Genomic DNA, 14,436 nt, shown 5'->3' with positions numbered 1-14,436 from the left:
ATGGGCCTCAAGAAAGCCGGAGTCCGTCGGATCGTCCTGCTCACACTCGGCTGGGAGGAGTTGCCGAAGTCGATCTCGGTGTACGGCGCAGCGCCCGAACTGCGGATGCGTGAACCCGTTCCCGGTGTGCTGTTGCAAACCGACGGTGGCTGGGTGCTGCTCGACACCGGCTTCAACACCGCGCTGATTCGCGACCCGGCGCTGTACCGGCGGTTCTATCCGACCGTCGAGTACATCCCTGTGTTGCCGGGACCTGGTGAGCCGATTGAAGAGTCGCTGCACGACATCGGTGTCGACATCGACGACATCCATGCCGTGGCGGTCAGTCATCTACACCACGACCACGCCGGCGGGCTGAAACTGTTCGCAGGCAAGGTTCCGGTTCATGCGCAACGCCGTGAGGTCGACTACGGCTTGTCGAATCATCCAGAACCCGAGCACCATGCGATCGCGCGCATCGACTTCGACGATCCGCGCATCGATTGGAAACTGGCCGACGGTGAGGCCGAGATCGCGCCAGGCATCACCGCTGTCCCGACGTACGGGCATACCCCCGGTCATCAGAGTTTCGTTGTGGAACTTGATGACTCGGTCGGTGGTGACGGCTTCGTGTTCGCCTTCGACGCAGCCGATCTCACCGAGAACATCGAGCACGAGTTGGCGATCGGCGGGTTCATCGGGGTGGCGCCCGAGGAAACGGTGGAGCCGATCCGCAAGCTCAAGAGGCTGGCCAGCGACAAGGGTTACCAACTGATTCCTGGCCACGATCCGCATGTGTGGCCGGAGTTGACGCAGCACTTCCATGACAGGTTCGGGCCGGTGACGCCGGTATGACGCCGCTATGAGCCCCCGGGGCGTGAGCACAGTGCTGATGACCGACTGCACGGGACTGTGGCGGCGCACATTGCTCGTCGAGGCCGACGGCAGCCGCGATACCGCCAGTGATGTGCGGTGGCTGCAGGGCACTGCGGCATATGTCGATTCGCGCGGCTTCGCCGGCTGGCTCGATCAGCGCGACGACATCTTCGAATGGAGCCGGCTGATCGACACGCAGCCACCGTCGGGTAAGCCCGACGCGGGCCGGATGCGTTGGGAGGCAAGCACGTTAGTCGAAGTCGGGGTGCATTCCGACTATGTCGAGCACTGGGTGCGAGATGACGGCAAGACCGCACCATCCTGGGCCTTGTTCGTCCGTCGCGATGACGCGGACGAAGCGCTACTGCTGCGCGTGGGTGAGCTGTTCGGATGGGCCGACCACAGCGGGGTGGTGATCGGCGCTGTCGGCGGGCCCGAGTGGACGGCGCTGAGCCCATATCTGTTCGGGAGTGACCTCGAGGCCAATGGCGTCCGGTGGAGTGTTGAGGAAAGTGAAGGGGACGTGGAGTTATGAGTGGCGCAACGTCATTCACATCGGTGCCGGTTGTCGACGTCAGCGGTCTTGGCTCACCGGACCTTTCGGAACGCGTGCGAGTGGCCGATGACATCGGAAAGGCGGCCCGCGAGGTCGGATTCTTCTACATCAGTGGCGCAGGCATCGACGATGCGCTGTTCGATGGGCTGCTCGTGGCGACCAAGGAGTTCTTCGCGCTGCCACTCGAGCAGAAGATGCGCTCGTACATCGGCATGTCGAAGTGCCATCGCGGTTACGTGCCCGTCGGCGAAGAAGGCGTCGAAACGGGAACCCCCGATCTGAAGGAGGCATTCGACACCGCGCTGGACCTGCCCGGCGACGACCCCGACTACCTCGCCGGTAACCCCATGCTGGGGCCAAACACGTGGCCGGACCTGCCTGGGTTCGCCGAGGCGGTCACCGCGTATTACCAGGCGGTGCTCGATGTCGGCCATCGGCTACTGTGGGCGTTCGCGGTGACGCTGGGCGAGGACCCTGACACGTTCTCCCGGCACGCGACCAAGACGCCGAGTCAGCTGCGGCTGGTGCATTACCCGTACAACCCCGACGCCGAAGACGGGCAGGGCATTGGCGCGCACACCGACTACGAATGCTTCACGCTGCTCAAGCCCACCGCGCCGGGTCTTGAGGTTCTCAACGGCGCCGGCGAGTGGATCGACGTGCCTCCGCTGCCGGATACGTTCGTCGTCAATATCGGCGATATGTTGGAGCTGTGGACGAATGGTGCGTTCGTCGCGACCAGCCATCGGGTGCGCAGGGTCGCCGAGGAACGGTACTCGTTCCCGTTGTTCTTCAACGTCGACTACCACACCGAGGTGAAACCGTTGCCGCAGTTCGTCTCTCGAGACGGCATCCAGCGGCAGGCACTGCGCGCGGGCGAGCACCTGTTCGCCCAGACGGCTCAGTCGTTCACCTACCTACGGAATCGGATCCGCAGCGGCGACCTTGTGCTACCCGAAGGGTCGCTGGCGATGAATTCGTTCGGCCAGCAAGCGCTACAGAACCGCAACTGAGTCAGTCGATCGAGTCTGCCTTCGCCCCAATGCGATTAGCGCGCCGCGAGATCCGCGAATTCTGACGGCACCGGGTCGACAGTGATGGCATGATGTCGGACGCCGTCGTGGGGGCGGGATCGCGACGTGCCGCACCGTCGCTGAGGAGGACCCGATGCTGCCCGTGATCTACTCAATGAGCGTGTCGCTGGACGGTTTCATCGCAGGACCGGATGGCGACATCGGCTGGACCGCCCCCGACGCGGAGCTGTTTCGCTTCCACATCGAAGAGACACGCCGCGTCACCGCACACCTGTGCGGGCGGGGCCTGTACCAGGAAATGCTGGTGTGGGAGACCGCCGAGCAGACCATGTCCGACGAGGCGGAGCTGGAGTTCGCCCGGCTCTGGCGGCCGATCCCGAAGGTGGTGTTTTCCCGGACGCTGAGTTCTGTGGCGGGCAACGCTCGGCTGGCCACCGACGACATCGCCACCGAGATCTGCCGGGTCCGCGACCAGCCGGGCGAGGGCGAGGTGGGCATCGGCGGCGCGAACCTGGCCGCCGCAGCCATCGCCGAGGACTTGATCGACGAATACCGCCTGTTCGTCAATCCTGTCATCCTCGGCGGCGGCACCCCGTACTTCCCGCCGCTCGCCAAGCCCCTCGATTTGCGGCTGGTCGAGTCTCGAACCTTCAGCTCCCGCGTCGTCTACCTTCGCTACCAGCGCACGCGCTGAGCTCGGGCGGCACGGCATGCTCACCGCCGAGACCACTGCGAGAAGGCATGCAACTCGCTTCTGGCAACATAGCGGCGTGTTCGGCGGGGAGGGCTGATGAGACCGCGGCTGGCGGTGTTGGACCCCCTCATCGTTGGAGTGCTGGCCGCAGCAGTAAGTCTCGGCGGTGCTGGCCGCCCGTCTTTCTGGTACGACGAGGCGGCGACCATTTCGGCGTCATACAGTCGCTCTCTCGAACAGTTGTGGCAGATGCTGGGCAACGTCGACGCCGTCCACGGCCTGTACTACATGCTCATGCACGGCTGGTTCACGCTCGTGCCGCCCACGGAGTTCTGGTCCCGCGTGCCAAGCGGTCTGGCCGTTGGAGGCGCGGCGGCCGGCGTTGTGGTGCTTGGCAAGCAGTTCTCGTCTCGCACCGTCGCGCTCAGCGCCGGGGTCGTCTGCGCGATATTGCCCCGGGCGACGTGGGCAGGCATCGAAGCTCGCCCGTATGCGCTTTCGATGATGGCCGCAGTGTGGCTGACAGTTCTGCTCGTACATGCCGCGCGCCGTGACAACGCTTGGCTCTGGCTGTCGTATGGGGTCGTCCTGGCGATGTGCATCCTGCTCGACGTGTATCTGGCACTGATGGTGTTCGCACATGCCGTCTTCGTCCTTCGCTACCGGCGCAGCCGAACAGTCGTTGTGCCGTTCGCCATCACGTCGGTACTCGTCGCTTGTGCGGTGACGCCGTTCGCGATGGAGACCATCGGTCAAGCGCATCAGATCATCTGGGTCTCACCGGTTGGCCGCCGGACAATCGAAGACGTGGCGGTTCAGCAGTACTTCGAGAGAAGCCCATTGTTCTTGCTCGTGTCGGCACTGGTGGCGGCGACGGCTATTGTCATGTGGCGCTTCACATCCACCCAGCTGGTGCAGCTGGACCGGCAACTGTTGACGGTGGCGATCGCGTGGCTTGTGGTGCCGACCGCCCTGATTCTCGGTGCCTCAGCGCTGGTTCACCCGATCTACACCCCTCGCTACTTGTGCTTCACCGCACCGGCGATGGCCGTTGTCTTGGGTGTGTGCGTCGGCGCGTTGGCTGTGACGCCATGGGCGGCGACGGCAGTCGTGAGTGTTCTGGCTCTCGCCGCAGCGCCGAATTATCTTCTGACACAACGCAGTTCGTATGCGAAATACGGAATGGACTACAGCCAGGTGGCCGATCTTCTCACCGCGAAGGCCGCGCCGGGTGACTGTCTGCTGGTGAACGACACGGTGTCATTCATGCCTGCCCCGATGCGACCGCTGATGGCGGCACGTCCCGATGCCTACCGGAAACTGATCGACCTCAGCCTGTGGCAACGGGCGACGGACCGCAATGACGTCTTCGACACCAATCTCATACCCGAGGCAAGCGCCGGACCGTTGAGCAACTGCCGCGTCGCGTGGATCATCACCGAAGCCGACAAGTCGATACCCGCTCACGAACAGGACCCACTGTTGGCTCCCGGGCCACGGTTCGGCGGCACCCCCGCGTTCTCGGTTCCGCGCGACCTGGGGTTCCGGCTAGTCGAGCGCTGGCAGTTCAACCTGGTTCAGGTCATCAAGGCCACGCGCTGACGCGCTTACCAGACGCGGATGTAGTCGACGAGCATCGCCGCGGGGAACTGTCCCAGCGCGGGATCGCCGCCGCCGGGCCCTCCGACCGCAAGGGTGAACATGGGCTGCATCCAGTAGCCGGGGTTGTTGAACGGCCACCGCCAGTCGTCGGGCCTGCCTGACACCTGGATCGGTTTCGGCGGCACGCTGAAGTAGGGTTCGGCGCCGTCGACGTAATCCCGCCAGAACTTGAAACCGTCCTCGTCCCACCGCATCCGCCAGGTGTGCCACGCACCGTCGACCATGCCGGGGATCGACTTGCCCTCCCAGGTCTTGCCGTTGGAGGCGGCGTGCACCGTGGTGCCAGGGGCCCAGTTGCCGTTGCCGTACCACTCGAAGACGTCAACCTCGCCGTCGGGCAGCGGATCCTCGTTCACTGCCCAGAACGCCGGCCAGCAGCCAGTGGTGAGGCAGTCAAGTTTGATTCGAGCCTCCCACGTGGTGTTGATCATGCCTCGCCAGTTGCCCCGTAGCTTGCCGCTGTAGTACTGGCCGAAGTCATTGGTGGCGCGGAGAACCAGGTTGGAGTTGCCGTCGAGGAAGACGTTGCTGCGATCGTTGCGGTATAGCGCCTGCACAGGCGGGTACACGTCGTCCTGCCAGGTCTGCACCGTCCACTTCGCCGGATCGGGTCCTGCGCCCAACGGGCCGTCGAACTCGTCCTGGAAGATGTAGCCCCCGGTTTGGCCGCTTGGCGGCTCCCCGTGGGCTTTCGGTAGGGGGAGTGCGGCCGCCAAGAGGCCCATCCCCGTCATCATCATCATGTTTCGGCGATCCATCTGCGGCACAGGAGCACCGTAATAGGAGAAACCGCAAATCGCGCGCTATTTCGCGGCGCGCCTTTCTTTTACGCTGGTCATTGTGCCAAAACTCAGCGCAGGTTTGCTGCTGTACCGGTTCGCGCCCGACGGCGTCGAGGTGCTGCTCGTTCACCCAGGTGGCCCATTCTGGGCTCGTAAGGACGACGGCGCGTGGTCGATCCCGAAAGGCGAGTACACCGAGGACGAAGACCCGTGGACCGTCGCGCAGCGTGAGTTTCTCGAAGAGCTCGGCAAGACCCCGCCTGAGGGCCCACGCGTCCAGTTTGACCCGGTCAAGCAGCCGGGCGGCAAGGTCGTCACGGCCTTCGGTGTCCGCGGCGATCTCGACCTCGACGGTACGTTCAGCAACACCTTCACTTTGGAGTGGCCCAAGGGGTCCGGAAACGTCAGGGAGTATCCCGAGGTCGACCGCGCGGGCTGGTTTCTTCTCGCAGAGGCGCGGTCGAAGCTGTTGAAGGGTCAGCTGCCGCTGCTCGACCGCTTGTCGGGTGTGCTCGAAGCCGGCGAACTGGACGGGTCTCGATAGCGTTGATGGTCAGGGCGCGCCCGTGGATCCGCCAGCCTGCCCGCGTGCGCGAATATTCGTCGTCGTAGCGCAGGTGCCAGACCAGGTCCGTCGTTTGGCCGTCCGCGACGGTCCAGTGGTGCGCGATGCAGGTGATGCGGCCGAGGGCGTAGTTGGAGTCGTCGCCTGCGGCGTACACCTCGCCGACGATCGCGTGTTCCGTCCTGGCAACAGTGGCGAGCGTGGCCATCGCGGAGCGGACGCCGTCGCGCCCATGGTGTCGGCGCACCGGCTCCAGCGATCGAGGCGGATCAGGCAACCGCAATTCGGCTGTCTCGGTGAATAATTCGATGACGTCGTCGAACCGGCGGTCGTCGACCGCCGAGGCGTACAGGTGGACCAGGTCGCTCAATGCCAGCCGATCCAATGCGTTCAGGCTCATGGCGTCAGCGCCAGTCGTTGTGCGCAGGCTGACAGGAGGTCGCGCGCCTCGGGGAGGTCAGTGGTAGGCGGCATCGCGAGCACCACGCGGTCGGCTCCCATCGAGGCGAGTTTGTCCGCGCGGTCGGGATCGATCTTGGTGACCAGATGTCCGAGCGAGAGCTCCAGTGCGTCGGGGTCGCGTTCGAATCGGCTTGCCTCGTCACGCATTATCGCGATCAGTTCGGTCAACTGCGCCCCGCCGACACCGAGCGGCTGAAAGCCGTCACCGTACCGGCCTGCCCGTCGAGCCGCGGCCTTGCTGTGTCCACCGATGTGGATCGGCACATTTGCGACAGGCTTGGGGTAGCACATCGCGTGGTCGAAGTCGAAGAACTCGCCATGGAAGCTCGTACCCTTGGGCCGCGTCTCCCACAGCAACCGCATCACCTCGAGCTGCTCGTCTGCGCGCTTGCCCCTGCTGGAGAACTGCGCACCGCACGCCTCGATCTCCTCCTTGAGCCATCCCATGCCGACACACAGCCGAAATCGCCCGCCCGACAACACGTCAACAGTCGCGACACGTTTGGCCAGCACGACCGGATGGTGGTTGGGCAACACCAGCACCCCGGTGGCCAGCCCGAGCCGGTCGGTCTGACCTGCCAGAAACGCCAGCAGGTCGAGCGGATCCGGCACCGGACAGTCCGCAGGCAGTTCCACACGTCCTGAGCTGTCGTAGGGGTACACGCTGTCGTACTCCGACATCAGCACGGTGTGCTCGACGACGACGATCGACTCGAAACCGCAGGCCTCTACGTGCTTGGCGAAGGCCGACATCCAGTCGGGATCGGCGGTGACCCCAGCCGCGACGGGAGCAATGATTGCGTATTTCATCGCAGCGGAGGCAATCCGTTGCTGGCGCGGATGTCGTCACGGCATTCACGCCGCGTCTGGCCGGTCTGCTGCATACACACCCGCACAGGTGACTCCTCCAGAAACGGCAACGGTTCGTCCGTCGGCTCGGTTGTGACTGTGGGACTTGGGATATCGCCTTCGGTGAGTGACCAGATCGAGGCGCCCGTGGTCTGCAGCGTCGAGCAATATGCAGTGGCGCCATCGGCCGTCGTCCCGGTGCTGCCGACGGGCGAACAGTTGGCGCCAATCGCTACTGCGGACGCGGAGGCGGGGGCGGTCGTCGTGGTCGCGGTTGGCGTGGGCGAGGGAGGCGGCGCTGGCGGAGGGGGCGCTGGAGTGAAGGCCGTGGTGGTGGGTGACTTGGCGGTTGGAGTCGGTTCGGGCCGGTCGGCGCGGCGAAACTCGAAGACCGCCACGGCAATCGCCACGACAAGCAGGACCGCAAGGATCGCCGGCACCACCACCCCGGCGCGCATCATCGAACGCCGCGCCGATTCCTTCCGCGGCGTCGCCGCATGAGACAGCCGGGTGCCGTCATCGTCGGACGCCGTGGCATCAAGTCGGTGACCGAGCGCCCGTGCGAAGTCGGCGCACCGCTCGAACCTCTCGTTGGGATCTTTCGCCAGCGCCTTGGCAAGCACCGGGTCAAGTGCTGAGAGTTCCTGGCGGTGCGCCCCGATGGCCGGCGGTGGAGCGGACAGGTGCTGGCTGATGACGACAGCGGGATTCGAATTCTGGAATGGTGGCGAGCCTGTCAGCAGATGAAATGCGGTGGCCGCCAACGCATATTGATCGGCGCGGCCGTCCAGTTGTTCACCCATCAATTGCTCGGGCGCCGCGTACGATACCGTGCCCACCGTCATGTTCGTCGCCGTCAGGCCGCTGATGTCATTGGCCCAGCGGGCGATGCCGAAGTCCGCCAACAGGATTCGCCGATCAGCGGATTCGGGGTTGGCCAGAAGGATATTGGCCGGCTTGACGTCGCGGTGCAGCAGGTTGCGTTGGTGCGCATAGTCCAGGGCATCGGCGACGGCGGCAATGATCTCGGCGACTTCGGCCTTGGGCATGCCGTTGCGATGGCGTTCCCGCAGCAGGCGCGCCGCATCGGTGCCCTCCACGTAGTCCATCGAGATCCAGATCTGGCCTTCGTATTCGCCGCGGTCGTGCACACCCACGATGTGGGGATGCCACAGCGTGGCCGCGATATCGGCCTCCCGGTTGAAGCGTTCCCGGTACTCGCTGTCGGCCGACACCGACGCCGGCATTACCTTCAGGGCGTCGCGCCGCGGCAGCCGCGGATGCTGGGCCAGATAGACCTCGCCCATGCCGCCGGTGCCGAGCAGTCGCACGATGGTGTATCCCGCGAACTCCGCACCATCGGCCAACGGCATGGCCGAATAGTACGAGACGTGATCAGAGATCGAGCGTCAGTTGCGTGCCCTCGGCCGCGCGTGAGATGCAAATCAGCATCATGCCGCAGTCGCGCTCGGGGTCGGTGAGCAGCGTGTCGCGATGGTCGACGACCCCGTCGCGAACATTGAGCACCCGGGTGCGGCAGGTGCCGCAGAAGCCTTGCCGGCACGAATATGGCGCATGCACCCCGGCGCGGCCCAGTGCCGCTAGCAGCGTCTCCTCGGCGCCGACGCGCACCGTGGTCCCGGACGAGGCGACCGACACCGTGAACTCCTTGCCGTCGACCACCGGCGGCGCGGCGAACCGCTCGAAGTGCAACTCGACATCGTCCCGACTGGCAAGCTGCGCCCGAATCGCGGTCAGCATCGGAGCCGGCCCGCACGCGTAGACGGCGGTTCCGTCGGGGCAGTCACCGAGCAGCTCCGGCGCGCTGGGCAGTCCGTTGACGTCGTCGGTGCGGATCTGGATCCGGGCCTTCGCTGAATTTCCGGCTCCGCCGGCGGTGAACTGGTCCACCTCGTCGAGGAACGGCAGGCTGTCGCGGCTGCGTCCCGTGTAGACCATCGACCAGTCAATGCCAAGGCGCGCAGCCATACCCAGCATTGGAAGGATCGGCGTGATCCCGATACCCCCGGCGATGAACCGGAATCGCTGCGCCGGTGAGCCGTAACCAGGGACCGTCAACGGAAACGCGTTGCGCGGTCCGTGCGTCGTGACGGTGGCGCCGACTCCCAGTTCGTGCATTTCGACGGATCCTCCACCACCGTCGGGGATCCGCCGCACCGCGATCCGGTAGGCATCCGCGGTTTCCGAGTCGCCGCATAGCGAGTACTGCCGGACCAGCCCGCTGGCGAGATGGACATCGATGTGGGCGCCAGGATGCCAGCGAGGCAAGCGGCCACCCGCCGACGGCACAAGCGTCAGCGCAACGACGTCCTGATCATGAGCGACGACCTGACGGTGGGCCACCGTCAGCGCGATGGTGTTGTCGTGATCAGGTGGTGCCGCCATTTTTCTGATGGCACCGGAAATGGCGAACAGGCCTGTGAGGGCGGCGTCGGCAAGGCCCAGTGTCACATCGTGGCGGATGCGGCCCGATGTGCTCGGTGGCGCCTGACGGTACCGGTCGAACAGGCGCATCAAATGTGCGCGGCCCTGGCCGCGGGGGAGCTGGCGAGGTAGGCGACGGCCTGCGCCGTCGAGCCCATCTCCTCTGGCGAGAACCCTGGGCGGAAGTACATCAACGTGTTCGAGCCAAATAGCTTGCGGTACTTGGGAAGTAGCCCGAGCTTCGAATCCTTCATCCGCATCCGATTGAACCGCCAGAAACCGATGTCGGTTGCGGGGTCGGACTTGACCAGGTACCACGATGCGCGCTGGAAGAACATGAAGATCATCACCACCGCCATCGACATGGCCCTGATGCGGTCGACGTAGCTGTCGTGGAAGTAGACGGCGACGTCGTGAGCCACCATGCGGTGTTCGACTTCTTCGCTGCCGTGCCAGCGGAACAGATCGACCATCGTGGGGTGAGCGTGGTGGTCGTCCCATGTGCAGTTGAGTGCGAAGTCGCCCATCACCGCGGTGTAGTGCTCGATGGCCGCGATCAGCCAGAGTCGGTCGCACAGGTGGTTGAGCCGGCGCTTGGGGTCGGTGGACGCCGAAGGGGCGAGCATCTTTTCGAAGACGTATTCGATCTGGTCGAGTACGGGTGCGGGATCGATGCCGTGCGCCTCCATGTACTCGTGGAGGACCTGCTCGTGAACGTCGGCGTGGGTGGCTTCCTGCCCGATGAAGCCGCGCATGTCGTCGGCCAGTTTCGGATCCTTGACCAGAGGAAGGGCTTCGTTGAACGTGTCGACGAACCAGCGCTCGGCGGCGGGCAGGACGATGTTGAGCAGGCTGACGACGTTGCTGGCGACTGGGTGACCCGGGATCCAGTGCAGGTCGACGTCGGCGACGTCGAAATGGACTTTTCGCGCCTGAATTTGTACCGGGCCCGGATCAACTTCGTGATCGAAACGGCGCGGTCGCAACATGGCTGCTCCTCCCCGGAGTGTGCATGGTGAGTTTACGACTTTTAGGTGGGAACGCCGGTACCGGGTGGACTGAGCGTGCTGCGGTGTGGGTATAGGAAGTGCCATGGCGGGGTTCGGCGATGTCCTCGATTGGGTCAGGCATCAGGTTTCGTCCCGCGTTCCGAAGGCGGATCTCGACCAGCGCGACCCCGACTACATCCGCGACCAGTTGCCCGGCACCTGGCTGCTCGCATCGCTGTACTTCCGCGCTGATGTACGCGGCTTGGACCGCATCCCCGCAGAAGGCCCGGTGCTGTTGGTCGGCAACCACAGCGGGGGCAACGTGCCGCCCGACACGTTCGTCTTCACCCTCGCGTTCTGCTCGTACTTCGGGGTCGAGCGTCCGTTCTACCAACTGGCCCACAACCTCGTCGTCTCCGCGCCGCCGCTGGGCTGGCTGCGGAAGTTCGGCACAGTGGCGGCCAACCACGAAAACGCCCAAATGGCACTGGAATCCGGCGCCGCGCTGCTGGTCTATCCCGGTGGTGACTACGAAGTCTTCCGGCCTTCCTGGGAGCGGCACACCGTCGACTTCGGTGGTCGCAAGGGCTATGTGCGGTTGGCCCGCGAGGCGGGTGTGCCGATCGTGCCGATCGCCAGCGTCGGTGGCCAGGAGACCGCGCTGTTCCTCGACCGTGGGCAGTGGCTGGCCAAGCTGCTGAGGGTCGACAAGCTGGCGCGGCTCAAGAGCGTGCCGATCTCGCTGGCGCTGCCGTGGGGTCTCAACATCGGCGATCTGGCCGGTCACATCCCGCTGCCGGCCAAGATCGTCGTCGAGGCCCTCGATCCGATCGACGCCGACGACATTCGGGCCGGTGACGACGACATCATCCACGAGAAGGTGGTGGCGAGCCTGCAGGCCGGGGTGGATCGGCTGGCGGCGGAGCGGCGATTCCCGGTGATCGGCTGATGAGCGCTCGCGCGAAGAAGAGAGGGCCCTGATGAGCGCTTGCGCGAAGAAGAGAGGGCCGTGATGCGCGTCGAACGGCGATGCGTCATCGACGCGGATCGTGAGACGGTCTGGAAGTTCGTCAGCGACCCGGACTGCTACCCGCAATTCATGGCCAGCCTTGAACGCTGGGAGACCGTTACCGAGGGACCCGCCCGCAAGGGTGCCCGCTACACGGTGCACTGGAAGATCGGCTCGGTGCCGATCGGCGGCGTCATCGAGGTCGTCGAGTTCGACCCGGCGCGCGACCTGGCATGGATCGGCATCACCGGCGTGTCACTGCGTGGGCGGTTCCGGCTGCGCGACACCGACGATGGCCGCACCAGGCTGACGTTCCGGCTGGCCTACGAGTCGGCAGGCGGAATCCTCGGGCTGATCGCCGATCGCGTGGCGGCCCGTGAGGTCGGGCGCAACATGGGACAGACGCTGACGAACCTGCGCCAAATGGTGGAGTCGTAGTACTAGGCAGGCGGTGGGGTGCCGGCACCCGGTGCGCCCGCGATCGGGACCACCGGCGTCGGGGTCACCGTGGTGACACCGTTGGATCCGACGCTCGGCCCGCCGGCCGGGCCCATCTCCGCGAGCTGGTCTGCGGCTTCCTGGCTGCAGTCGAGCGACAGGTACATCCGGCCGCCTGAGGTCACCTTCTGCTGATTGACCAGGCACTGAGCCTGTGGCAGCACGCTGCCGTGCGATCCGCCGAAGAAGGCCTTGACGTTCTGGGACTTCAGGATCTGCAGCGCCTTGGCGTACGGCTCGCCGACCACGTTGATCGAGTTGGCGTTGTTGGGATTCGGCTGGCTTGTGGCCACGGCGGCGCCGATCAATGCGGCAGAGCCAGCCGCGGCAACTCCGGCTCCGAGCGCAACAAGCTTTATCACGAGACCCTCCGTCAGTCGGTGCGCTGCGAACATATCGCAGACGTGACGAATGTGAAACCGGAGAAAGACCTCCAAGCGTTACACCGTCGGGTGGATCACGGCCTTCATCGCCTCGGCCAGCGTGGTCGCCCGCGGGTCCACGAAGACGTCTTCTACCAGCAGTTTGTCGCCGTCTGGGCCGCACAGCGGCACCCGCCAATTCGGATATTCGTCGGTGGTCCCCGGCTGGTTCTGGGTCCGGCGATCGCCCACCGCGTCGGCCAGCGACAACGCGAGCAGTTTTGACGGTGTCCTGCCCAGATATCGATGAAGCGCGAGGACCGTCGAGTCGACGTCCGGCCCGTTCTTGTCGGCGTCGAGCAGCCACACCCGGTGTAGCTCCTCCAGCCAGGCGGCCTGCTGCTGCCGATCGGCGGCCAGCTCCTCCTCGGCCGGGCGCGTCAGCAGCCCGAGCTGTTCGCGCAGCCGGACATGCTCACCCGCCAGATAGCCGGGAGTGGGCGGCAGGTCGTGGGTCGTGACCGCCGACAGACAGTACTCACGCCATCTCTCTGCAGGCAGCGGGCCGCCAGAGGCATTGGGGCCGTCGCGGTCCAGCTCGAACCACAGGATCGACGTGCCGAACAGCCCGCGTTCGCGCAAATAGTCGCGCACCCACGGCTCCACCGTGCCCAAGTCCTCGCCGACGACGACAGCGCCCGCCCGATGCGCCTCCAATGCGACGATGCCGATCATCGCTTCATGGTCGTATCGGACGTAGGTGCCTTCGTGCGGCGGCGACCCTTTCGGGATCCACCACAGCCTGAACAGCCCGATGATGTGGTCGATGCGGACACCGCCTGCGTGCCGCAGCACAGCGTTGACCAGAGCGCGGAAGGGTTCGTAGCCATGTTCCACCAATTGATCTGGCCGCCACGGCGGTTGCGACCAGTCCTGGCCGAGCTGATTGAACTCGTCGGGCGGCGCGCCTGCGGTGACACCGAGCGCCAGCACATCCTGCAGCGCCCAGGCATCCGCGCCGTTGGGGTCCACACCGACAGCCAGGTCATGCATGACGCCGAGGTCCATGCCCGCCTGCACAGCCGTGGCCTGCGTGACGGTGAGCTGATCGTCGAGCTGCCACTGCAGCCAGCGGTGAAAGTCGACCGCGTCGGCGTGCGCTGCGGCGAAGTCGGCGACCGCCGCATTGGACGGGTGCTGCAACTCTTCGGGCCACTGATGCCAGTCGTTGCCGTACTCCTCGGCCAGCGCGCACCAGGCCGCGAAGTCGTCGAGGCTGCGGCCCTCGCGGTCGCGGTAGGCCGCATACGCCAGCTCCCGGCCGGCCGACCGCTCGACCAGGTAGACACTTTCGAGCGCGGCTCGCTTGGCCTTCCACGCGGCGTCGCGGTCGATGAGGTCGGCTCGCTGCGCGTGCGCCTGCGCCTCGGCGCGCGCCTTGCGGATGCGGCCTCTGCGACGGACGTAGGCGAATTCGGGTATCGCCTCCACCCGCAGGTACATCGGGTTGACGAATCGGCGCGACGTCGGAAGGTACGGCGAGGGCTCCATCGGTGCGACGGGTGCCGCCGCGTGGAGCGGGTTGACCAGAACAAAGCCAGCGCCATGCTTGGCCGCCGACCACACCGCGAGGTCGGCAAGATCAGTCAAATCGCCTATGCCCCAAGATCATTG

At 65.5% G+C, this 14,436-nt stretch carries 14 protein-coding genes and 2 pseudogenes; 8 read left to right on the top strand and 8 right to left on the bottom strand.

Translation table 11 applies throughout. The features are described 5' to 3' along the window. From VFH65_RS10870 to VFH65_RS10850, 5 genes are all read left to right on the top strand, one after another. Positions 1–834, top strand: coding sequence for an N-acyl homoserine lactonase family protein (locus VFH65_RS10870; RefSeq protein WP_353321354.1), 834 nt, complete (start codon positions 1–3; stop codon positions 832–834). A 22-nt stretch (positions 835–856) separates the two neighbouring features. After that, a complete protein-coding gene (locus VFH65_RS10865) occupies positions 857–1,390 on the top strand; it encodes a hypothetical protein (RefSeq protein ID WP_353321353.1) in 534 nt (177 codons plus the stop codon). After that, positions 1,387–2,424: an isopenicillin N synthase family dioxygenase gene (locus tag VFH65_RS10860; protein WP_353321351.1), complete on the top strand. Its 1,038-nt coding sequence runs from the start codon at positions 1,387–1,389 to the stop codon at positions 2,422–2,424. The genes VFH65_RS10865 and VFH65_RS10860 overlap by 4 nt, the downstream gene beginning before the upstream one ends. 154 nt (positions 2,425–2,578) lie before the next feature. Next, positions 2,579–3,139 (top strand): dihydrofolate reductase family protein, encoded by a 561-nt coding sequence (locus VFH65_RS10855; RefSeq protein WP_353321349.1) that lies wholly within the window; start codon positions 2,579–2,581, stop codon positions 3,137–3,139. A 96-nt stretch (positions 3,140–3,235) separates the two neighbouring features. Continuing rightward, complete coding sequence (locus VFH65_RS10850) at positions 3,236–4,741, top strand: glycosyltransferase family 39 protein (RefSeq protein WP_353321347.1); 1,506 nt, start codon at positions 3,236–3,238, stop codon at positions 4,739–4,741. Positions 4,742–4,746: 5 nt separating this feature from the next. On the opposite strand, the gene VFH65_RS10845 is transcribed toward VFH65_RS10850, so the two are convergent. Beyond that, a complete protein-coding gene (locus VFH65_RS10845; RefSeq protein ID WP_353321402.1) occupies positions 4,747–5,559 on the bottom strand; it encodes a glycoside hydrolase family 16 protein in 813 nt (270 codons plus the stop codon). 82 nt (positions 5,560–5,641) lie between these two features. Here VFH65_RS10845 and VFH65_RS10840 point away from each other — a divergent pair, with 82 nt between their 5' ends. Further along, complete coding sequence (locus VFH65_RS10840) at positions 5,642–6,127, top strand: NUDIX domain-containing protein (protein ID WP_353321345.1); 486 nt, start codon at positions 5,642–5,644, stop codon at positions 6,125–6,127. Between the two features lie 28 nt (positions 6,128–6,155). Here the strand turns inward: VFH65_RS10840 and VFH65_RS10835 are convergent. From VFH65_RS10835 to VFH65_RS10815, 5 genes and pseudogenes are all read right to left on the bottom strand, one after another. Then, a pseudogene (locus tag VFH65_RS10835) lies at positions 6,156–6,548 on the bottom strand (nuclear transport factor 2 family protein); the annotation flags it as partial. Then, a complete protein-coding gene (locus VFH65_RS10830) occupies positions 6,545–7,420 on the bottom strand; it encodes an LLM class F420-dependent oxidoreductase (RefSeq protein ID WP_353321344.1) in 876 nt (291 codons plus the stop codon). The gene VFH65_RS10830 and the pseudogene VFH65_RS10835, both read right to left, overlap by 4 nt. Beyond that, positions 7,417–8,832 carry a serine/threonine-protein kinase gene (locus VFH65_RS10825; protein WP_353321342.1) on the bottom strand — a complete coding sequence of 472 codons (1,416 nt, stop codon included), beginning with the start codon at positions 8,830–8,832 and terminating at the stop codon, positions 7,417–7,419. Before VFH65_RS10825 ends, VFH65_RS10830 begins: the two co-directional genes overlap by 4 nt. A 22-nt stretch (positions 8,833–8,854) precedes the next feature. Then, positions 8,855–9,994 carry a PDR/VanB family oxidoreductase gene (locus VFH65_RS10820; RefSeq protein WP_353321340.1) on the bottom strand — a complete coding sequence of 380 codons (1,140 nt, stop codon included), beginning with the start codon at positions 9,992–9,994 and terminating at the stop codon, positions 8,855–8,857. Further along, positions 9,994–10,893, bottom strand: coding sequence for a metal-dependent hydrolase (locus VFH65_RS10815; protein WP_353321338.1), 900 nt, complete (start codon positions 10,891–10,893; stop codon positions 9,994–9,996). Before VFH65_RS10815 ends, VFH65_RS10820 begins: the two co-directional genes overlap by 1 nt. Positions 10,894–10,996: 103 nt before the next feature. On the opposite strand from VFH65_RS10815, the gene VFH65_RS10810 reads away from it, so the two are divergent. Both VFH65_RS10810 and VFH65_RS10805 read left to right on the top strand, forming a co-directional pair. Beyond that, the gene (locus VFH65_RS10810; RefSeq protein WP_353321336.1) at positions 10,997–11,842 is read left to right on the top strand and encodes a lysophospholipid acyltransferase family protein; all 846 of its coding nucleotides are present in this window, start codon (positions 10,997–10,999) and stop codon (positions 11,840–11,842) included. A 63-nt stretch (positions 11,843–11,905) separates the two neighbouring features. Next, positions 11,906–12,340, top strand: a complete 435-nt coding sequence (locus tag VFH65_RS10805; RefSeq protein ID WP_353321400.1) for an SRPBCC family protein — start codon at positions 11,906–11,908, stop codon at positions 12,338–12,340. Positions 12,341–12,342: 2 nt separating this feature from the next. Here VFH65_RS10805 and VFH65_RS10800 read toward each other — a convergent pair whose 3' ends face one another. Both VFH65_RS10800 and malQ read right to left on the bottom strand, forming a co-directional pair. Then, positions 12,343–12,762 (bottom strand): hypothetical protein, encoded by a 420-nt coding sequence (locus VFH65_RS10800; RefSeq protein ID WP_353321334.1) that lies wholly within the window; start codon positions 12,760–12,762, stop codon positions 12,343–12,345. 78 nt (positions 12,763–12,840) lie between these two features. Continuing rightward, positions 12,841–14,430, bottom strand: a pseudogene (gene malQ, locus VFH65_RS10795) (4-alpha-glucanotransferase); the annotation flags it as partial. Positions 14,431–14,436: the final 6 nt, after the last annotated feature.

This window comes from Mycobacterium sp., from assembly GCF_035697385.1.
Lineage (GTDB): Bacteria > Actinomycetota > Actinomycetes > Mycobacteriales > Mycobacteriaceae > Mycobacterium.
The sequence above is the reverse complement of the archived record's forward strand: the minus strand, read 5'-3'. Positions and strand labels throughout refer to the sequence as shown.